Origin of the sequence: Flavobacterium degerlachei (assembly GCF_900106645.1) — a bacterium.
Taxonomy (GTDB): Bacteria; Bacteroidota; Bacteroidia; order Flavobacteriales; family Flavobacteriaceae; genus Flavobacterium; species Flavobacterium degerlachei.
Genome location: NZ_FNMV01000007.1, coordinates 165,835 through 187,988, shown reverse-complemented (window position 1 = coordinate 187,988; position 22,154 = coordinate 165,835). Strand labels below are relative to the sequence as shown.

Annotated in this window: 19 protein-coding genes; 12 read left to right on the top strand and 7 right to left on the bottom strand. The window is 34.5% G+C overall.

What is annotated here, in order from left to right; genetic code table 11:
* Positions 1-71: 71 nt before the first annotated feature.
* The 11 genes from BLV91_RS09040 to BLV91_RS08990 all read left to right on the top strand — a co-directional run bounded on the left by BLV91_RS09040 (position 72) and on the right by BLV91_RS08990 (position 10,520).
* Positions 72-827: a DUF6503 family protein gene (locus tag BLV91_RS09040; RefSeq protein ID WP_091432042.1), complete on the top strand. Its 756-nt coding sequence runs from the start codon at positions 72-74 to the stop codon at positions 825-827.
* A gap of 83 nt (positions 828-910) precedes the next feature.
* A complete protein-coding gene (locus BLV91_RS09035) occupies positions 911-2,206 on the top strand; it encodes an NAD(P)/FAD-dependent oxidoreductase (RefSeq protein ID WP_091432040.1) in 1,296 nt (431 codons plus the stop codon).
* Position 2,207: 1 nt separating this feature from the next.
* Entirely contained in the window at positions 2,208-3,800 is a 1,593-nt protein-coding gene (locus BLV91_RS09030) for a 4Fe-4S binding protein (RefSeq protein ID WP_091432037.1), read from the top strand.
* Between the two features lies 1 nt (position 3,801).
* Positions 3,802-4,203: a toxin-antitoxin system YwqK family antitoxin gene (locus BLV91_RS09025; RefSeq protein WP_091432035.1), complete on the top strand. Its 402-nt coding sequence runs from the start codon at positions 3,802-3,804 to the stop codon at positions 4,201-4,203.
* Complete coding sequence (locus BLV91_RS09020; RefSeq protein ID WP_091432033.1) at positions 4,200-4,889, top strand: glycosyltransferase family 2 protein; 690 nt, start codon at positions 4,200-4,202, stop codon at positions 4,887-4,889. Before BLV91_RS09025 ends, BLV91_RS09020 begins: the two co-directional genes overlap by 4 nt.
* A gap of 25 nt (positions 4,890-4,914) precedes the next feature.
* Positions 4,915-6,396 (top strand): cellulose synthase family protein, encoded by a 1,482-nt coding sequence (locus tag BLV91_RS09015; RefSeq protein ID WP_091432031.1) that lies wholly within the window; start codon positions 4,915-4,917, stop codon positions 6,394-6,396.
* Positions 6,396-7,739 carry an MptA/MptB family glycosyltransferase gene (locus BLV91_RS09010; RefSeq protein ID WP_091432029.1) on the top strand — a complete coding sequence of 448 codons (1,344 nt, stop codon included), beginning with the start codon at positions 6,396-6,398 and terminating at the stop codon, positions 7,737-7,739. Before BLV91_RS09015 ends, BLV91_RS09010 begins: the two co-directional genes overlap by 1 nt.
* 28 nt (positions 7,740-7,767) lie before the next feature.
* On the top strand, positions 7,768-8,349 hold the full coding sequence (locus BLV91_RS09005) for a sigma-70 family RNA polymerase sigma factor (RefSeq protein ID WP_091432026.1): 582 nt from the start codon (positions 7,768-7,770) through the stop codon (positions 8,347-8,349).
* A 22-nt stretch (positions 8,350-8,371) separates the two neighbouring features.
* A complete protein-coding gene (locus BLV91_RS09000) occupies positions 8,372-8,641 on the top strand; it encodes a hypothetical protein (RefSeq protein ID WP_139262312.1) in 270 nt (89 codons plus the stop codon).
* A 122-nt stretch (positions 8,642-8,763) separates the two neighbouring features.
* Positions 8,764-9,816: a glycoside hydrolase family 113 gene (locus BLV91_RS08995; protein WP_091432023.1), complete on the top strand. Its 1,053-nt coding sequence runs from the start codon at positions 8,764-8,766 to the stop codon at positions 9,814-9,816.
* Between the two features lie 14 nt (positions 9,817-9,830).
* Positions 9,831-10,520 carry a haloacid dehalogenase type II gene (locus BLV91_RS08990; protein WP_091432021.1) on the top strand — a complete coding sequence of 230 codons (690 nt, stop codon included), beginning with the start codon at positions 9,831-9,833 and terminating at the stop codon, positions 10,518-10,520.
* Between the two features lie 81 nt (positions 10,521-10,601).
* On the opposite strand, the gene msrB is transcribed toward BLV91_RS08990, so the two are convergent.
* From msrB to BLV91_RS08960, 6 genes are all read right to left on the bottom strand, one after another.
* Positions 10,602-11,144, bottom strand: a complete 543-nt coding sequence (msrB, locus tag BLV91_RS08985) for a peptide-methionine (R)-S-oxide reductase MsrB (RefSeq protein WP_091432018.1) — start codon at positions 11,142-11,144, stop codon at positions 10,602-10,604.
* 4 nt (positions 11,145-11,148) lie between these two features.
* Entirely contained in the window at positions 11,149-11,787 is a 639-nt protein-coding gene (gene msrA, locus BLV91_RS08980) for a peptide-methionine (S)-S-oxide reductase MsrA (RefSeq protein ID WP_091432016.1), read from the bottom strand.
* A 155-nt stretch (positions 11,788-11,942) separates the two neighbouring features.
* Positions 11,943-12,905 carry a nucleoside hydrolase gene (locus BLV91_RS08975; RefSeq protein ID WP_091432014.1) on the bottom strand — a complete coding sequence of 321 codons (963 nt, stop codon included), beginning with the start codon at positions 12,903-12,905 and terminating at the stop codon, positions 11,943-11,945.
* 10 nt (positions 12,906-12,915) lie between these two features.
* Positions 12,916-13,905, bottom strand: a complete 990-nt coding sequence (locus tag BLV91_RS08970) for a phosphotransferase (RefSeq protein WP_091432012.1) — start codon at positions 13,903-13,905, stop codon at positions 12,916-12,918.
* Positions 13,906-14,072: 167 nt separating this feature from the next.
* Positions 14,073-17,048: a TonB-dependent receptor domain-containing protein gene (locus BLV91_RS08965; RefSeq protein WP_091432010.1), complete on the bottom strand. Its 2,976-nt coding sequence runs from the start codon at positions 17,046-17,048 to the stop codon at positions 14,073-14,075.
* Positions 17,049-17,094: 46 nt separating this feature from the next.
* Positions 17,095-17,790, bottom strand: a complete 696-nt coding sequence (locus BLV91_RS08960) for a TIGR04282 family arsenosugar biosynthesis glycosyltransferase (protein WP_091432007.1) — start codon at positions 17,788-17,790, stop codon at positions 17,095-17,097.
* Between the two features lie 430 nt (positions 17,791-18,220).
* On the opposite strand from BLV91_RS08960, the gene BLV91_RS08955 reads away from it, so the two are divergent.
* Positions 18,221-19,384 carry a hypothetical protein gene (locus BLV91_RS08955; RefSeq protein WP_091432005.1) on the top strand — a complete coding sequence of 388 codons (1,164 nt, stop codon included), beginning with the start codon at positions 18,221-18,223 and terminating at the stop codon, positions 19,382-19,384.
* A gap of 163 nt (positions 19,385-19,547) precedes the next feature.
* Here BLV91_RS08955 and BLV91_RS08950 read toward each other — a convergent pair whose 3' ends face one another.
* Positions 19,548-22,103 carry a hypothetical protein gene (locus tag BLV91_RS08950; protein ID WP_245709643.1) on the bottom strand — a complete coding sequence of 852 codons (2,556 nt, stop codon included), beginning with the start codon at positions 22,101-22,103 and terminating at the stop codon, positions 19,548-19,550.
* Positions 22,104-22,154: the final 51 nt, after the last annotated feature.

Sequence of the window (22,154 nt, the reverse complement as noted above, 5' to 3'; positions counted from 1 at the left end):
GGTTAAAGCAATTTAGTCGCTGTTCCGAAAAAAAAGAAAATTCAAATAATAAATATTAAAATCAGACCCAGATGAAGAAAGTTGTTGCCACTATCCTGTTATCCGCACTTGTATTTGTAGGATGTAAATCAAATGAAGAAAAAGAAACTTTTACACAAAAGACAGAAAAAGCACATCAAAAAGAAAAGTTTGCTACAAAGCAAGCGATTCAATTTGACTTTAAATTAGAATTTGGAGGTAAAGAAAGAATGGACGCTAAATTCATAGTTCTTACCAATTCAACACAAGGAATTATTGAGTATAAAAACGGTGCTAAAATAATATTTGATAAAGATAAGGTTTACTATTCTGCTAATATTCCAAGCGAAGAAACAGTACGATTTGATGCTTTTACTTGGGAATATTTTTTCCTTTTCCCTTATAAACTTACTGATCCCGGAACGATATGGAATGCGTATGACAACAAAGAAGCCAATCACGAAGAGTACCTAACTGAAAAATTAACATTTAAGTCAGGCACAGGTGAAGCTCCTGATGATTGGTACGTAGTCTATGCTGACAAAAAGACTAATTTAATCGAAAAAGCGGCTTACATCGTTACTATAAAAGGAAATAAAGAAGAAGCGGAGAAAAACCCACATGCCATTCAATATTTAGAATATAAAGATGTCGATGGAATCCCTATTGCTACTAAATGGGTTTTCTGGGAATGGAAAGAAGGCGAAGGACTTACCAATAACATTGGAAACGCAAGCTTAACGAACATTAAGTTTATTACCGTTACTAAAGATACATTCAAAATAGATCCAAGCTTTAAAACAAAATAAAAACAGTCTCTTTTCATTCTAAAGTCATAACTTTATGAATGAGTTTCTATTTCCTACAAACTATTTAACGAATCCCTTTTTCTATGGAACATATCGTCATCATTGGTAACGGAATTTCAGGAGTAACGCTCGCACGTCACATTCGAAAACAATCCGATTCAAAAATTACCATCATCTCTTCAGAAACAGAATTTTTCTTTTCCCGAACGGCTTTGATGTACGTATTTATGGGCCATATGAAATTTGAACATACACAACCTTATGAAAATGATTTTTGGAAAAAAAATAACATCAATCTAATCCATAAGCGTGTAACCGAAGTATTAGCTAAAGAAAAATCTCTTTTATTGGGAGATAATTCAAGTATTTCATTTGATAAATTGGTGATTGCAACGGGTTCCACACCTAATAAATTTGGTTGGCCAGGTCAAGATTTACAGGGAGTAACTGGTTTGTATGACAAACAAGATTTAGAGGCGCTAGAAAAATGGGCTCCTACGACAAAACGTGCCGTCATTGTAGGCGGTGGTCTTATTGGCATTGAATTAGCCGAAATGCTGCGCTCTCGTAATATTCCCGTTACTTTTTTAGTTCGGGAAAAAAGCTTCTGGAGCGGTGTTTTGCCTTTCGGCGAAAGCCAGATGATTAATCGACATATACTGGAGCACCATATTGATCTGCGTCTGGAAACGAATTTAGTCGAAATCCTGTCTGATGAAAATGGACATGTAAAAGCCATTATAACAGATAAAAACGAAACTATAGAATGTGAACTTGTAGGTCTGACCGCAGGTGTTTCGCCAAATGTAAGTTTTCTAAAAAATTCTGGAATTGAGCTAGGTCGAGGAGTGAAAGTAAACCGTTTTCTGGAGACTAATATCAAGGGTATCTATGCCATTGGTGATTGTGCCGAACAGCATGAAGGTATCGATTTACGCCGACCAATCGAAGCAGTATGGTACACTGGTAGAATGATGGGTGAAGCCCTGGCACAAACATTGACAGGAAAACCAACTCAATACAATCCAGGTCATTGGTTCAATTCAGCTAAATTTTTAGATATCGAATACCAGACTTACGGATGGGTTTGGGCGCAAGCTCAAGAAAACGAAAATCATTTTTATTGGGAACATAAGGACGGTAAAAAAGCCATTCGAATTTCATTTCATCAAGAAAGTCGAGTATTTCTAGGTATAAATACTTTTGGAATACGCATGCGTCATGAATTTTTTGACAAGGTACTTACTGATAAAAAAACGGTTGATTATGTTATGCATCATTTGGCAGAAGCCAACTTTGATCCAGAGTTTTTTACCAATCATGACAAAGAAATACAACAGCAGTTTACAAACGAATTCATTGGATTAAAAACAGAATAAAATGAGCAAATCAGCAAAAAATATATCGCTTGCATCGCATCAGGACAATGAGTTAAATACTATTCAAAAACTAGGACTAACGCTTGGTTTTATTGGGCTTTTCATTATGACATTGGCTTTTTTTAATGTCAATTTTCCAAATAAAACAGTGTGGTTTACTATTTCAATTTCCTCCATTTTAATAGGAATTGTAATGTATGCTAGAAGCACTTATTTATCTAGACCAGAAGGAATTAGTAACAACGGACTTTTCCATAAATCACTTACTAACAGAGGGATTCTTGCCTATATGATTGGTATTTTATTAACTTCCTTTTATGTTGTATTATATTGGTTTCCAACTTATTTAGGATTGGGAGAAAACGGAGCTGCCAATTCTGGAATTGTAGGTTTCTTTGATCCTTTCAGCTATTTTTTAAACGGACATGCTGCTAGTGAATGGTTTGTATATGGAACCTTTTATACAGTTGCGATTTTAGGTTTGGGCTACAAATTTATTTTAAAATACAGACACAATAAATATCAATTAGTTCGTACTATTTCTGTAATGTTTTTCCAATTGGGTTTTGCTTTTTTAATTCCTGAAATTCTTTCTAAATTAAATCCTGAACTACCCTATTTTGCAAAGGATTTAAAGAATATGTGGCCCTTAAATTACTATTTCTTTGAAGATTGGCATTTGACTAATATGATTCAAGGTGGGAATCTGGGAATGTTTATGCTGATTTTTGGTGTTGCCATGATATTTATTATTTCTCCAATTCTTACTTACTTCTACGGTAAAAGATGGTACTGCTCTTGGGTATGTGGCTGCGGTGGTCTTGCAGAAACGGCTGGAGATCCTTTTCGACACTTATCAAATTCTACTGAAAAAGTTTGGAAAGTTGAACGTTGGATGATTCACTCTGTTTTAGTGTTTTCATTTATAACTACTATCGCAGTAATTTTTACTTTTTTATCTAATAACCCTGAGTTGAGTTTTATTACAAGAAACCAATTTATATACGGAATCGTGGCTTTTTTAGTCCTTTTTACTGGAACTTTATTCTATTTTAAACGCCAAGATTTAGACGCAGATGCTAAGTACACTATGTTATCTTTAGTTGCCATAATCATTATTGCGATCGCAATTAATTTCTTTTCTGGCAATCAAAACATTCTTTTTGTAGATAGTTACGCATTAAGAAAATGGTATGGTTTTGCTATAGGTGCTGCTTTTAGTGGTGTTGTTGGCGTAGGTTTTTATCCTCTTTTAGGGAACCGTGTTTGGTGCCGTTTTGGTTGTCCAATGGCTGCTATTTTAGGATTGCAACAACGTTTATTTTCAAAATTTAGAATTACTACAAATGGTGGACAATGCATATCTTGCGGAAATTGTACAACGCATTGCGAAATGGGAATAGACGTAAGAAGCTATGCTCAAAAAGGAGAAAATATTGTTCGTTCCTCTTGCGTAGGTTGCGGGATATGTGCTGCTGTATGTCCAAGAGGTGTTTTAAAATTAGAAAATGGTTCTGAAGAAGGAAGAATAAATTCAAATGAAATCCTATTAGGAAATGATGTGAATTTAATGGATTTGCTTAACAATAAATAAAGTGAAACAAGGGTTTTACATATTGCTTTTATTCACTTTTTTCCAAGTATCTGGCCAAAAATTCTATTCTAAGGAGTATTACGATAACGGCAAATTAAAATCAGAAGGTTGGTTAAACCAAAATCAAAGAGTGGACTACTGGTTTTACTATTTCGAAAACGGAAATAAAAAAGAAGAAGGTCATTTTATAAATAACAAGAAATGCAAATGGTGGATTTTTTATAATTCCAATCAGGAAATCACCAAAAAAAGCGAGTTTAAAAACGATTTAATAAATGGTTTTTCGCTGTTTTATCGAAACAGTCAAATTATTAGAGCCGAAAAATATTTTATGGGTAATAAAACAAATGAATGGAATTCATTAGCTGAGTTCAAGAAAGACAATAATATAAACTTCTTATGAGTATAATAAAAGTAATTATTCCCGCTTATAATGAAGAACAAGCCATTGCCAATGTCATTAATGAAATTCCAAATACAGTCAATGAAGTAATTGTTATTAGCAACAATTCAACTGACAACACCATAAAGGCTGCAGAAGGAGCTGGCGCAACAGTACTTTCAGAAAACAGAAAAGGCTATGGTTATGCTTGCTTAAAAGGAATGGAATACATTTCGAAACAAGAAATAAAACCAGATATTATCGTTTTTCTAGACGGTGATTATTCAGACTATCCTGAGGAATTAAACAAAATAATTGCTCCAATACTCAATGACAATATGGACTTTGTCGTTGGTGCTAGAGTCGAGTCTTTGCGTGAAAATCATTCTATGACACCACAGCAGATTTTCGGAAACTGGCTGGCCACTTTCTTGATGGGGCTATTTTTTAATGCAAAATATACTGATCTGGGTCCATTTCGAGCAATTAAGTATGAAAAACTACTAGCTTTGAACATGCAAGACAAAACCTATGGTTGGACTGTGGAAATGCAGTTAAAAGTCTTGAAACAAAACATGAGCTATGTCGAAATACCTGTTCGTTACAAAAATAGAATCGGGGTTTCTAAGGTCTCTGGAACAGTTAAAGGCTCTATCATGGCCGGAATAAAAATAATTGGCTGGATTTTCAAATATACATTTAAATAACAACCTGAAAAGGTTAAACAATAACATGCTACAGCTTTCTTATATTATCGTAATACTATACGCAATCTCCATTTTACTAGTTTTCTTTTATAGTTTAGCGCAATTTAATTTGCTGCTTAACTACCTTAAAAGTAAAAAAACAAAGGATCAGTCGATACAATTTGACTTTTCGAATAATGAGGAAATTCCTTATGTTACTATACAATTACCTATTTATAATGAGAAATATGTGATCGAACGATTATTGACAACAATAGCAAAACTTGAGTATCCCAAGGATAAATTAGAAATACAAGTATTGGATGACAGTACTGACGAAAGTGTAACTGAAACCGCTGCTTTGATTCAGCAAATTGCTGCTACCGGCATCGATATTAAACAAATAAAAAGAACCAACAGATCCGGTTTTAAAGCTGGCGCGCTAAAGGAAGGTTTAGTTCACGCTAAGGGAGAATTTATAGCGATTTTTGACGCTGACTTTGTTCCTCAAAAAGACTGGCTTTATAAAACTATTCCTTATTTTAAGGATCCAAAAATTGGCGTAGTACAAACACGTTGGGGACATTTAAATCGGGATTATTCACTGCTCACAAAGATTCAAGCCTTTGCTTTAGATGCTCATTTTACACTAGAACAAGTAGGCAGGAATTCTAAATCCCACTTTATCAATTTTAACGGTACAGCTGGTGTTTGGAGAAAAGAATGTATTCTTGACGCTGGGAATTGGGAAAGCGATACCCTAACTGAGGATTTGGATTTGAGCTATCGTGCACAATTAAAAAACTGGAAATTTAAATATTTAGAACAAGTAGAAACACCAGCTGAGTTGCCTGCTATCATTAGTGCGGCGCGTTCGCAACAATTTAGATGGAATAAAGGCGGTGCTGAGAATTTCAGTAAAAATGCAATTCGTTTAGTACAATCTAAATCAACTGGTTTTAAAACAAAAGTGCATGGAATTTTGCACCTACTAAACAGCAGCATGTTCCTAGCTATTTTTGTCATGGCAATATTAAGCGTACCCGTTTTATATATTAAAAACAAATACCTTCAGTTTGATGCTATATTTGATGTATTAGTATTCTTTGTTATTAGCTCATTACTGTTTTTTATCAGTTATTGGGTTACTTTTAAAAGCCTTCATGGCGGAGGATATAAAAACTTCTTGAGGTACACTCGAATGTTTCTTACTTTTTACACTATTGTGATGGGCTTTTCCTTTCATAATACAATAGCGGTGCTTGAAGGATTATGGGGCAAAAAAAGTGACTTTATTAGAACTCCAAAATTGAATATTGAAGGGCTAAAAGACAAGTGGAAACAAAATAGTTACCTGTCTAAAAAAATATCTAAAAACATATTTGTCGAAGGAGGCTTAATCCTTTATTTTCTATTTGGTATTTACAGCGCAGTTATATTAAATGATTATAGTATAATTGCTCTTCACTTCATGCTTTTAACAGGCTTTAGCTTTGTTTTCATAAAATCAATTACAGATAATAACTAATGAATTCTTTAGATTCAAATACTGTAAAATCTTATTTATATCTCCTTATAAGTGCCCTATTATATGGCTACATAGGATATGTATTAAATCGCTCAGAATTTATTAATCTAGTGATTGCGTATAGCTTTTTATTTGTTTTATTGTACCAAATTATAAAATTGCAAAAAGACAATATCCCTTTTCTCATAGGCGCTACGATACTTTTTAGGTTAGTATTAATGGTCGTTTCTCCTAATCTATCACAGGATTATTACCGTTTCATTTGGGATGGTCGTTTATTGCTTCAAGGAATAAATCCATACCTATACTTACCTAATGATTTAATACATCAAGCTAATTTTAACTTGGCTAACGCCAAAGAGCTATTCGACGGAATGGGCAGTTTGAGTGCCAGCCATTTTTCGAACTATCCTCCTATAAACCAATTATTTTTTGCAATTGCTGCCTTTTTTAGTGCCAATTCTGTAATTGGAGCAGTCATAGGAATGCGACTAATTATCATAGCTGCCGATCTGGGAACCTTGTATTTTGGAAGCAAATTATTAGCGAAATTAGGAATCGAAAAATATGGCATTTTCTGGTATTTGTTAAATCCATTAGTGATAATTGAACTTACTTCAAACCTTCATTTTGAAGGCGTGATGTTGTTCTTCTTTGTTTGGAGCATGTATTTACTGCATGAAAACAAATGGAAAACGGCAGCTGTGATTTTAGCCTTATCTATTTCAACAAAGTTGCTTCCGTTATTACTATTGCCTTTATTTTTACAAAAGTTAGGATGGAAAAAGGCAATTTTGTTTTACTGTATTGTAATTGGGACTAACATCATTCTTTTCTTGCCGTTTCTTTCTGCTGAACTTATTCAAAATTACAGCGACACCATAGGTTTGTGGTTTACAAATTTTGAGTTTAATGCCAGTATCTATTATATCATACGTGAAGTAGGTTATTGGATTAAAGGCTACAACGTTATTCACACAACTGGTAAAATTACACCTATTTTAATTGTACTTTTTATCGTTTACAAAGCATTCAAAGGTAAGAACAAAACAACACTAGATCTGTTTCAAAATTTTCTAGTGGTATTAACCGTATATCTTTTTACGTCTACAACAGTACATCCTTGGTACGTTATCAATCTAATTTTAATTGGCATTTTTACAAAATACAACTACCCAATCGTTTGGAGTTTAACAGTAATATTAAGCTACGCTGCCTACTCCAATTCAGAGTTTAAAGAAAACTATTGGTTAATAGCAATCGAGTATCTGCTAGTTTTTTCCTATTTAATTTATGAAAACACTAACTTTCTTCGCAACAAAAAAATAGTACATTTGGCATAATTAAAAATAATGAAGCCTGAATATACTTATGGATGTTATAAACGAAAACCCAAAAACGATATTAGAACAATGGGTCAATCAATTTAGCGATGAACTTTATAGTTGGGCATTTTACAAAACCTCTTCAAAAGAGACTGCCGAAGACTTAGTACAAGAAACCTTTTTGTCGGCATTTAATAAAATAGATACTTTTCAAGGGAAAAGCCAACCTAAAACTTGGTTATTTTCTATCCTTAATAACAAAGTAATTGACTATTACCGCAAGAGTGCTAAAACGACTAAACAAACATTTAGTTTGACTGAAAACAGCGGTTTTGAGTTGTCAGAAGGCATGTTTAACGCCTATGGATGCTGGAAAGACAATGAGATCAAAGCAATTTGGGACCAGGATGAAGAGCTATTAGACAATCCCGAATTCAATGATGTGATGCAGGAATGTATGGACGATTTACCTCAAAAATGGAAACTAGCCGTTACATCCAAATATCTATCTGATAAAGACACGACCGAAATTTGTCAGGAACTAGAAATCACATCGTCTAATTACTGGCAGATCGTACATAGATCAAAACTGCTATTGAGAAAATGTTTAGAATTAAAATGGGTTTAGTAACACTTTAACGATAGAGAAAATGCACATAGTAATGAGAATGTTGTTGAGGACTTGTAAAAAATCAACAGAGCTGATAGACAAACAAATGCTTACTCCTTTGACAATAAAGGAAAAAATGCAATTACAGGCACACAAAGCTATGTGTGAAACTTGTAATGCCTATGAAAATCAGTCTAAACTGATGGACAAAATAATTGGTCAATGGTTTGCTCCAAACAAATCAAATGGAAGTATGAAAATGGCCGAAGCAAAGAAGCTGACCATTATTGAGAAATTAAAGAAAGCATAATTAGCGTTTTTTAATGCGTGAATATTAAAAATACCACCGCAATACAATAACTAAATAACTGCAAACTAATACTTTCATATTAGAAATTCAGTTAGCAGATTTTATAGGTTAAGTTTAGAATTATGAAAAAAAAACTACTTGTCCTTTTACTCCTCTTTATCCTAATCATTAGTGGATACGCTTTTTATAGCAATAAAGACACAGATGATATTGCTAAAATACCTATTAAAACCGCTGTTAGAAATTTAGCAATGGAGTACAAAGGGATGAATCTTGTAGCACCTATAAAAGAATTAAAAAATAGTACACTCGAAAGTTTAAAAGAGAATCAGGTCAATGCGATTTCTTTGATTCCGTATGCCTTTGTAAATATTGATGATGCATCAGTGAATTACAATAATGACCGTCAATGGTGGGGCGAAAAAACAGAAGGGATAATTGCCAGCAACAAAATGGCACATGAGTACAAAATGACTGTGATGTTAAAACCACATCTTTGGGTAAACCATGATTTTTATACTGGAAATTTAGATTTTGCTACCGTAAAAGAATGGGAACATTGGGAAGCCGACTATGAAAAATACATTTTAGAATTTGCAAAATTAGCTGAAGAACAAAAAATAGAACTATTTTGTTTCGGAACAGAATTAGGAAATTCTGTTGCAAAACGACCTGAATATTGGAATCAATTAATCCATAAAATTAAAAAAATCTATACCGGAAAATTGACTTACGCGGCGAACTGGGATGACTTTGATAAAGTCCCTTTTTGGGATCAATTGGATTACATTGGTATTGATGGTTATTTTCCCTTATCAAATGCCGAGGACCCTTCGGTAGAAGATCTTAATGCATCATGGAAAAAGCACATCGATAAAATGGATTTAGTTCAAAAAAAATTCAACAAGAAAATCCTCTTTACCGAGTTTGGATACCGTAATTCCAACCATGCCGCTGAAGAACCTTGGACCGAAACAAAAAATGAAATCAATAATTTGGCTCAAGCCAATGCATACGAGTCCTTATTTCAATCTATGACACAAAAAGACTGGTTTGTAGGAGGTTTTGCTTGGAAATGGTATGCTGATGATTACCATAAAAAGTCTAAAAATAATATTGATTACACTCCGCAGGAAAAACCTGCTCTTGAAACCATTAAAAGATGGTACCAATAATTTAAAATTAAAACATGACCATACAAAAAAGTAAACCTGTAATTGTCTTCGACGTAAATGAAACTTTACTTGACATGACTCCTTTAAAAAAATCAGTGAATGCACTGCTAAATGAAGAACAGGGATTCCGAATTTGGTTTGGAATGCTATTGCATTATTCAACAGTATCTAATAGCATCAATGAATACCATAATTTCACCACTATAGCTGCCGCAACACTTGATATGGCTGCGACATCATTACATAAAAAAGTTACTTCAGAGGAAATAAAAGAGACCTTATCAGTTATTAAATCACTGCAAACCTATCCCGATGTAATCAAAGGATTGCAACTTTTAAAGGAAAATGGTTTTCGATTAATTACCTTGACTAACTCACCTGATAGCGCTTTAAAGGAACAATTAAAAAACTCTAATCTAACCGATTATTTTGAGCAAGCATTGAGTATTGATACCATCGAAAAATATAAACCTGCAGCTGAAACCTATTTGTGGGCAGCGAATAAACTAAATGTAAAACCTGAAGAAATGCTAATGATTGCTGCACATGGTTGGGATTTAGCAGGTGCATCACATGCCGGTTTAGCAACTGGATTTATTGCTCGCGAAGGTCAATCGCAATACAGTTTGTCAAGTAAACCTAATTTTGAAACCAGTGATATATTAGCCATGGCAGAGCAATTAGTTGCTGCTTATAAACAATAGTTAAGCATTACAAAACTTAAAAGGGCGTTTGTTTCAAATGAAACAAACGCCCTTTTTTTGAATAAAATAATTAACCAATATTTATTTAGTCTCTTGAAATAACATTGCTGCTGAATTCATACAATAACGCAAACCTGTTGGTCTAGGTCCGTCATCAAAAAGATGTCCAAGATGACCATCACAACGCGCACAAACAATTTCTCCGCGCACCATTCCCAGACTTTTATCTACAACTTCTTTGACTCTATTATTATTTATCGGAGCATAAAAACTTGGCCATCCAGTCCCCGACTCAAACTTTGTTTCAGAGGAGAACAAAGGCAACTTACAGGCAGCACAAAAATAATGTCCTTTTTTATGATTGTCATTAAACTCATTTTGAAAGGGACGCTCTGTTCCTTTTTCTCTCAAAACATAATACTGATTAGCAGTCAATAGCTTTTTCCATTCAGCGTCCGTTTTAATGACTTTCTTCAACGAGGTATCTGTCAATGACAATACTGGTTGTTGCTGCATCGTTGATTTTGCTTCCGTTATTACTTTTTCGCTTTTATTCGCTTGCATACAGGCAATAAAGCTAAACGCGATTACGGGTAATACTAATAGTTGTTTATATAATTTCATGACTTTAAGATTTAGGTTTTAGTTTTCCTTTATATGTTTTTTTAAACTTGTTGTATCGCGGAATTGAAACCCCTTTTACATAAGGTTGATTTGGATTATTCTTTACATAGTCTTGGTGATAGGCTTCAGCTTCATAAAAGTCAGAAACTGCTTTTACCTCTGTCACAATAGGATTAGCAAATACTTTATTGGCGGTAAGCTCCTTGATCTTGTCCTCAATGATTTTTTTCTCTACTGCATTTTTATAAAAGGCAATAGAACGATAGGAAGATCCTTTGTCAGGACCTTGCTGATTAGGCGTTGTAGGATCTTGCGAGGCAAAAAACACATCTACTAATTCTTTAAAGGAGACTACTTTTGGATCATAAAAAACCGCCACTGCTTCGGCATGACCAGTTCTATTTGACCCCACCAATTCGTAACTAGGATTTTTTACATTCCCTCCAGAATATCCAGAAACCGCTTCTTCTACACCTACAACTGCTTCAAATACGTGCTCACTGCACCAGAAACAACCTGATGCAAAAACAGCTACAGCTTTCCCTTTTTTAGGTTCTAAAGATAACTTTTTTGTCTGTGCGTTCGAATTACAACTCAATATTGTAAACAATACTACTACCAAACTTGCTAATTTAATTTTCATCTGTTGTTATTTTAGTTTTTATCAATACTATTGGGTTCTTATATCCATTTTGGCTAATTTAACCGCCAACATGTTTTAAACACTTCATAGTTGAATGTTATAGTAATATACGGTTGATTTCTAGATTTGGTTTTTAAACAATCCCTAAAGTTTTGTTAGTTTTTCACACTTAATGTCTCCAATATCTTTTCTTCAAAACCTTGTAAGGCTCGAATTGCATAATCTACTTTCTTTTTAGTTTTATACTTATACGAAACTTCTAAGAAATTTTTATAGGGAACATTCGGTTGTACTTGAAGTGCATCATTCTTTTTATAATTAACTTTTATAGGAATGTCCTTGTAGTACGTAAAATAATCAGGATGCGTAATTACGCCTAGTGTAGAACAGTCAAACGGAATAAATCCTCTAACACCAAAATACTTTTCGTTCTTATCCATCCAAGGTTGAACTACGTCAAACAGCCACTTATCGGCTTCCTCATTCATATCTAAACTAGCCATATCAATATTCCCAATAAACGTGTACGAACTTGGCTCATAACCTGCAAAAACTAGCGGTATAGAAGAATTCAGAACCACATCCATTGATTTATAATCTAATTCATAGTTGTAATCAAACACATTCAATTTTCCGTTTCCTGGATTAAATGGCAAGCCTGGAGTTCTTGCTGCACAAATAGAAATCTTCTCTATTTGCGGAATAATATCAGGATGATTCTGAATCAAAGTCGCAATATTAGTCATGGGTCCTAAAGCTAAAATCGTAAGCTTATCTTTCTTTAAAGCTTTATATAACGCTCTAGTACCATCATTTTCAACACCTAAATCATCCGCTTTTGGAGAACCTTTATACACTGGAATTGCCGCTCCTTTATTGTGCCATCCCAAAATTTTATTGATAATTGGGTAGCTATAATCAACATAAGTGATCGAGCTAATCCCTACAATCTCTATTTGAGGTTGCTTCAAAGCCATAATCAACGTAATTCCATCATCTACCTCCCGTGGCGTTTTATCAGGCATCCCAATCATAATATCAGTGTCAAACCATACTTTAGTTTGTGCTTGCAATCCTGCCGACAGCAGCAATGCCAATGCGATTATTTTAATTTTCATAGTATTTCGTTTATTTTAAAATCAAATTTTCAGCAAATTTTAATAAGCTTGCTTTAGTTTTTACATCCATTTTTAAAGGCAATTGTGCCAGCCCTATTAACCTACGCATGATTTCAGTACCTATAAACCCATTAAGAATTGTAGTGTTTAATTCGTCAAAAGAATAGTAGTTTTCCTTTACAAATTTTATATCCGATTCCTCTTGCTGCGTCAAATACATATGCGCTAAAAACACAGCTAAATCAAATTCTCGCAAACCATAAAAACAAAATTCCGGATCTATAACTTTAATTCCATCAGCTGTTTTTAACCAGCTCCCGGGATAAAAATCGCCATGTAATAAATACTTCCCTTTCGACAAATACAGTGAACCTAATCGTTCAATTTTTTGCTTTAATTCCGAGTTCTTTTTGTAAGGCAAAGCCAATGCTTGCAACCCTTCTTGAACCGTATCTAAATTAAAACCGTTCTCTTCTCTAAATGGATATTCAAAAATATGCTCATAGTTCAATGTCCTCATTTCTGTGTTTGACAATTCGTCATCGACAACCGTTTTCTGAAAACTTTGGTGCAAACCATTCAAATACCTCACCAACTGCTGTAACTCTCCTTCTTGTAATTTTTGTTGCAAATCATACAAAACGGTATAATCATTTGTCTTCCCTAAATCTTCTAAAGCAATCAAATTATTCACCGCGTCAATACCTAAAAGCATAGGCATTGCACGCTGCACTTCTTCAGAGCTGGCTATCTTTTTATAAAAAGCCCCTTCGGTAAGAACACGAGCTGCTGGTGCTAAAACCTGTGGGTATTTTTCGACATATCCACGAGATTGCTTCACAATAAAAGAGCGGCTTTCCGTCTCGATCCGCAATACACAATTCATATTCCCCTCGCCCGGTTTAGACACGGATACAATAGCTTCGTTAGCTGCCAACCAGTGTTGTTGCTGTAAATAAGTAGCCAATTCTTCTGGCTCATTTGCGTTTAGTATAAACATATTTTAGTTATATTTTATTTGGGCGTTCCCGCCAAAAAAAGGCGGTCGGGCTATCCGTTATTTCCCAATTAATAAAAACTACGGCTAAAAAAGCCTTGTTTTTCTAAATCGGGAGATGTCACTTCTATCCCTAACGCAAATTAAAAACCTCGTGCAACAAAAGCTATTTAGAATAAGTAACGTACCCCAAATTGAAACTGTCTTGGTGGAGAGGCGTTTCGTTGTGTAAACAATCCGCTAGTACTTGATCCGCCTTGAATCTGGTTACTTTGAGTAGCATTATTGCTGTAACCGCTCAGATTCTCTGCGTTAAGCAAATTAAAAATATCGGCACGCAATTCAATTTTATTATTTCCTAAAATAGTAATTTGGTGTTGCACTCCTAAATCAAAAGTGGTGTTCCATGGCAAACGATCATTGTTTCTACTTTCTCCCGGAAAACGATCGCTATTTCCTTGGTAAGCATCCGAAAAACTGGCGCCATCACCATTCAAATCTGTTGTCCCAAAACCAAGGGGAATACGATTTATAGGTTGCCCACTTTGCAACAAACCAGCCAGCGTAACTGTAGTTCCTTTAAAAGGATAATAGCTGTAAATTCCGTTAATATTGTGAGTTCTATCATTTACTGATGGTCCCCATTCATTCGCATAATTATTCCCATCCGAAGGTCTAAAATTAATTCCGTCTGTATCATTTTTACTCGACGACAAGGTATAATTCAAGCGATACGTATAATTATCAGTTCCTTTGGTTTTTTGGTAATTAAAACTCATTGCATAATACCTTGATTTTCCTTCATTTTCACTCATAATAACACTCCTTGCAATTCCAGTTACGGTTTGCCCATTAATAGTTGCGCTTCCGTTAATAATTGGAATTGGTCTTGAAGCATCGGCTTCAGCCTTAGTTCTTATCACAACATTATTGGAGTCAATAGGATATTCGGCCGCAGCATTTAAGTTACGTAATCTAGATAAGTTCTCGCCTTTATTGTGAACCAAATCAACAAAAAACAATCTTTCATCCGTTAACTGCAATTGGTAACCTAAAGCAAACTCATGTGAATACGAATTCTTATACCCATTCGGATTCAAAATACGGCGCTCATTAGAAAATATATTTTCTCGCTGCCCTTGTAATTCAGTTGCCGATGGTCCTTGCAAATAGTTCACGCCAGATACCGAAGCGGCTAAATTACCGTTGTACGTAATTCGATCAATATTAGTATCCGCTGGTAACAAATCCAATCTTTTTAACTCTTCTAATTGTAATTTATAGCTTGACGAAGTAGTGTTTTGCTGCAAAGCATCACTGTACAAAGCATAATTTACCTTATCGTATGAAATTCCGTATCCACCGCGCAAACTACTAGAATTGTCTAATTTATAATTGAAATTAAATCGAGGAGCTAAGTTGTTATAATCCCCTTTATCGCTTCCTCCTTTTGACAAATTATCATAATCGTAACGCAGCCCTAAAACAAGATTCAATCTATTTGTAACCGACCATAAATCCTCAACATAAGCCGAGTAAATATCTTGATTGGTTCCAAAAGATGTTGGACGTAATTCTACATTATAATTTAAAACTGTTGCGTCAAGCGGGATATCATTTACATTCAATGCTCCTCCCACTCCACTATTTTTAATAACATCAATCTGATTTTGATTTAGCTTTACGCGATAATTCCCTACTGGATTTCCACCTCCAAATAATTGATGATCTCCTCTTATAAAATTTAAACCCGCTTTAAAAGTATGATTCTCCGTATAATATTTTATTTTTTGCTGAATTTGAATTGTATTTTCAATCGCGTCAAAAACATAACCCGGGTTTCCAATTACGCCTAAGATTTCATCATTAACACCTAAAACGGTTACTTGAGAACTATTGGGATTGAACGGTTTTGCATAATTCCATCTAAAACGGCTGTATTGCACATTTGTTTCCCCTGAGAAATCTCCAAATTTATAGCTGTTTTTTAATGCCAATAAAATACTATTGCGTTGCTGTGCATTTCCTGCTGATGCAAATGTTGAGCCACCGTCTAAACCACCACCTTGTCTTTCAATATCAATTACACCCACGTTTGCACGCAATGACGAATTGAAATTAGTATTCCAAATCTGGTCAATTTTAGTAGAAAAATAATTGAATGTATTCGTTCCTCTTACTGTTTCAGTGACTCCAAGTTGAGGAACATTTAATAAATTATCTTTAACATCTGTAGTGTGTTCAAAGTTAAAATAGTAAAACGTTTTATCTTTTACTAAAGCGCCACCTATTCCTACACCTGTCTGATAACGGGCAAAACCATTTTTTACTTGGTTTCCTGATAAATCTCTTTGAGCAAAACTAGATTTCCCATCAATTGACGGACCGGGTCTTGTGATAAAGAAAACTTCGCCCGTAGTTTCATTCGATCCAGAACGAGGCGTAATATTGATTATTCCGCTTCCTGTCAAACCATATTCCGCCGAAAAATTATTAGTTAGAACCGTAATATCTTTTACAAATCCAGACGGAATGGCAAATTTTTGTCCACCTAAAAAGCGTTCGTTATTGTCTAAACCATCAATCAAGTAAGAAGTATATCCTGAACTAGCCCCGTTAATGCTTACATTAGGTGCTTCAGCATAAAAACCTGTAGCTTGTGACACATTAGGTAATCGAAATAAAACTCTTGTTATATCGCGACCTTCAACAGGAATTTCTTGGATCTCCGCTGCTTTCATTTCAAACGACACTTCTGCATCCCGACGATTAATTTTTGCAGTAGCGCCTTTGGTAATAACAACTTCATTCAATTCATTTGAATCTTTTGGAGCTAATATTAAAGTCACATTGGCCGCTTGATTCGAACGTACACTGATTAAATCTGATTTTTGAGCCGCATATACAGCTGTACCTTCAAAAATCACTTGATAACCATCTAAGGCAGGAATGCCTCTAAAGATCACTTTCCCTTGGCTATTAGATGTTTGTTGGATACTACTATTACGAGAACTATTAACTAATAGGACTTCTAAATTAGCAATGGCTTGTTGCGTATTGAAATCTATGATTGAGACAGATAAGTCTTCTTGAGCGACAGCAAATGTACTGACACTCAATAACAAAAACAGGAAAAATTGTTTCATTAAAGTATAATTTTGGAGAATAATTTTAAAATAAAGTGCTGAAAAACTACTCCAAAACGGGAGAACCTTTATTAAAATTAAATCCAACAATATCAAAAGAATAACGCTTCTTTAAAACTCGGTTTATGGGATGTTGATACGATACTATAGAGAGTAAACTGTTTTTAAAAGTACTGTGAAATGAAAAACCACTGAGCACATTTTTAAAATCATTTAGCGTATTTAAATCCGCTAATGGTGAAAGTAGTATTGATTCCTCTACAGAAAGTGCTTTCAGTTGCGCCGCTACTTGAGTCGTTTGCCAACTTATATTTGCAAATTCCCCAGCATTAAAAACCGATTTAGAAACTCCTATTAAATAAGTTCCCCCTTTACAGTCGGGACCAAAAACCCACTCCTTCTGTTGTAAACCTATCCTAGCATTTAATAAATGTTCTTTGGTAAGTCCTGGGCTATCATTTCCTACTACGATAACTTTTTCAAATCCTTTTTCAAAAACAGTTGTTATGGCATGGCTTAATTTATCTCCAAAAGAATCACCTACTTGTGTCTTTTCATCTGAAATAAAATAAGGAAGATTTGTTTTATGAATCGTCTGTAAAACTTTTTGATTCATCTTTTGCCACAATAAATCATTCTGCTTTTTTTGATAAGCAATTGGTTTCAAAGCACTTTCTACCTTATTGCTTTGGGCAAAAAGGAGTATTGCAGTTGAGGAAGAATGTTTACAGTCCAAATTCATATATTATATGACGAATAGAAATGCTATTCCTGACGATAGCTGCCGTTTATTTTTAACTATTATATATTCCTTTTAAGAATCAAGACCATTTTATCTTCCAAAAATACACTTTTGATAATAAAAAAACGCATGTAAATACACCCCAATTCTTTCTAAAAAAAGTGATTCTAATTAACGGAATTTAAGGTCTTGAAACATCAGATTTTAACCAATAAAAAAACATAAAACAAGACTAACCGCTAAAACATAGGCTTTTCCGTTTAATTTTGTACCTTTGCAGCATGCAAATAAAAAACATACTACTACACTTAAAAAGTGAATTCACACACATTTCTTCCTTACTAAGTTTCTTGACTAAGAAGCGAATTTCATCTTAAAGAAACGTTTTTCTCTCGTATTCTATTATTTTTTTAATTACAATAAACACTTTATGTTTTCAAAAATTACTTTGATAATTGGCTTAATGCTATTATCAACCGGAGCTATTTATGCCCAAGACAAACCAAAAGTCGAAATAGGTGGAGCTTTACGTTTCAATTACAATCTATCTTCTTGGAAAGAAGGTCAAAAGAAACGCGGAGGTGACTTTGGCTACGATGTATTCCGTGTTAATGCTAAAGCCAAATACAAAGGAATAAAACTGAATGCTGAATATCGTCTTTATTCAGAAGGTTTTGGTGGAGGAATGTTAAAACAAGGTTGGTTAGCCTATGATTTCGATTCTAAAAACGAAATTCAAGTAGGACTTACACAAGTACCTTTTGGTATCACAACTTATAATTCGAATAACTGGTTTTTTAGTTTAAACTACTATGTTGGTTTGGAAGATGATCATGATATGGGAGTTAAGTTTACCCATACAGACAAAAAATGGAGCTATGCCGTAGCGTTTTTCAAAAATGCTGAAGAATTAAACTTTGGTAATAATTCTGATGTATCAAACAGCAGATATTCCTATGATGTAGCTTCGATAGATTTAGATGGTGATGGAATTTTAGATTTACGTAATAAAGAGGTAAATCAAGTTAATGGTCAACTGAATTATGTAATAGGAAATGATAGCATCAATCATAAAATAGGTGGATCAGCTCAATTTGGTGGACTTTACAATTTAGACACTGAGGAAATGGGATCCCATTATGCCGCAGCACTTCATTACCAATTAAAGTACAAACGCTTTGGTGTTAAAGCACAAGTTACAAAGTATAAAAAATCACCAAAAGGTCCCGCAGCAGACAACAAACAAGTAATTGCAATGACTGCTTACGGAGCGCCTTACCTTACTGCAGCAGCAGGACAGACTTATACTTTAGGGGTTTCATATACTGTACCTGTAAAATGGGGACCAGTATCTTCATTACAGTTCTATAATGATTACGGTTATTTAGAAAAAGTAAATTCTGATTTTGAAGACACTATCATGAACGTCACTGGAGTTCTAGTTTCTGCAGGAAACGTATATACTTACTTTGATGCAGCGGCGGGTAAAAACCAACCTTGGTTAGGTGGGCAATGGACAAATGGCCTTGCAGACGCACCTGCAAATGAAAAATGGGAAGTACGTTTCAATATGAATATTGGATACTATTTTTAAAGCCAGATAAATCACTTTCATGAGAAATAAAGGCTTACTTATGAAAGCTATTTAAAACAAAACAGTCTTTAATCCCAAGTGGATTAAAGGCTGTTTTATTTTATGCCACTAAAGTAAATGGGAACCTGATGAATCTAACAAATATCCTTCAACTTTTTCAGAGCTATTCTTTATTTTTCTTCAGTATAAAATCAATTCCATCAACGATATCACCTTCTTCAGATGTCTTTATCGTGAAGTATCTGCAAGCAGGTTCTGCAATAAAATTAAGATTACTCAACTGTTCTGGATCTACACAGGCCCTATATTCCCCCGGTTTAAGCCCCAGTTTGTATATGTACCCATCATATTCTGAAAGTGTTTCTACTACGACTTTATCACTGTTTTTCTCGTATATTTTTATCAATATCCGGCCTATCCCTTTGAGTTCATTTTCTTTTTCCATATAAGCCATCCCACTTATTTCTCCCATGGCAAGAATAGGCACATCAATACGCATGAACTGGTTTGGGTCTACCAAAACTTTGTAAGTATTATGTTTAAAACGCCAGGCGATATTACTTAAATCACTGTCATTAAACTCTAAAACATAGTCGGTAAATGAATTCAGGTTCGGAATACGTACTATGGAATCTTTTTCACTAATAATGGTTTTTGCCCCATTAGCGCGAGCCACACTTAATTTGACCAAATGTTCCTCTTTATCAAAAATACCGTTATGATTTAAATCCAGAAATGGATATAGTACTATGCCACCTTTACCCACAGAAGAATTATTGTTACTATGAATGTAGCCGTTTCCTGCTCCAAAAGCCAAGCTCCCTTGCGCACTTATTGAAGTACCGCTATTGAATTTGCTTTGTGATCCTGAGACAGCTGTTCTTGCAAACGAAAAATCATATTTGCAGCCCAGATTAATATAATAATCATCTGAAATTATATTTTTTTGAAAAGAAGCTGATAAATAACCTTTTGCTATTCTTTTCTCCAACTCTGTGGTATAAGAAATAAACGAAGAGCTACTAGCATTATATCGTACTGACGATCGTATGACATAATTATTCTTAAGCCTGTAACCCAATACTAAGTCGTTTGTAATAAAAGGATCTTTTTCACTGACCCAATTGATTTGTGTTGATGCATTGGTACTAAATTGTTTATAATAGACCGAAAACATCGCAGTGGCATAGTTATAACTAAATGCACTATAAACCAATTGAGAGTAATCCAATCTAAAAAAACCATTTATCTTTTTATAACGTAATGGAATTGACAACTTGGCTTTCCGTTCCTCGTTAGAATTAAATATGGTCACTTTTTGCCCTTCAACATATTTAGCATAATCAAGCTCCAACAATATTTCCTTAGTAATATAGTAATTCAACACCCCCTTAGACCTTACGCCATGCACATACTCCCCGTTTAAGATCAGCCTACTAAAAGGCTGTAGTGTAGCAGTGGCATAAGGAATAAATCCATCACTAGGCAGCGAAGACAGATACTCTATACCACCACCAACAGTTAAAATCCTATTGACACCATAGTTAAATTCTCCTTTACCAAACCGGCTTCCATCACCATCCTGCACTATACCTGCAGATAATCCATATTCAAATTCATTAGTAGCCATTACAGTATAGGGCACATTCATCTCCCGTTCCTCCGTACGTTCCTCGCCAGTAGGACCATAATACTTTAATTTTAAAGTGGTGAACCCGTAAACAATAGGCACATTAAATCTAAAAGCACCCGAAGCATCGGCCGTCGTGAAATCAACCAGAACATTATTTATATACAACTCCACCGTCCAATTGGGTTCCGCAATTTCGTTGATAATATAGCTCCCTTTTGCTTTTCGAACTGTAGTAGGTGAATTTCGAATGCTGGCACCAACTAACGGTGCATTTATAAAGGAAATCAGTGGAACGCTGATTTTACCCACTTGGGCTTGCTTTATAAGGGTTTTATCATTGTCTACCCAGTTCCAACGGTATTGCAATTGGCGGTCATCAAATTTGTATTGACTGAAATAATTCATCGATATGTTAGCTTCTCCATAGAGCAATTCTGTACCTAAACTTAAGCCAAATGCATTATTTGCTGCAGATTTCCAGTTTTGAAATGAGGAAGCAGACCAATCTAGTGTACCGAACTTAAATAAATGATAGTCCCGACTAATGAGGGTATCTACCACAACTTCACCTTTTATATCTGCAATATTTGATCGGATTTTCTCAAGTCGCATCTGTTTTACTACAGGCAACTCAAAATCAGCTTTTAGTTTTATGGTAAGAGATCTGTAATTGAAATCCAATATAATCCCGAACGCTTTTGCAAAAAGTGAGGATTCCATATATAAAATCCCTGATTCCTTTAGTAATTTATCATCGGTTCTAATTGTTCGATCACCTACTTTTATGATGCCTTTTGCAAAATCAATAGAATATGGCTGGTACGCGTTTCCAATAAATCCTTCAACACTAATTCCCTTCACTCCATCAGTACATGGAACTTTTAGGGCTCTGAATAAATCTTCGATATTAATAAACAATAGGTCATTTTCAGTATATAAAACGTCTAAATCAAAACTCCCCACTCCTTCAATAATTACATTAACAGGAAACAAATCATAGGCGACTGGATCTGGATCAATTGATTTCATTTTTATAACAGTACTCCCAAACTTTTCCTCATAAGTACTAAAAGAGCTTACTAGCATAAAAATAAATAAGATTTTAACCACAAAAAATATCGGAATAATCATAATAAA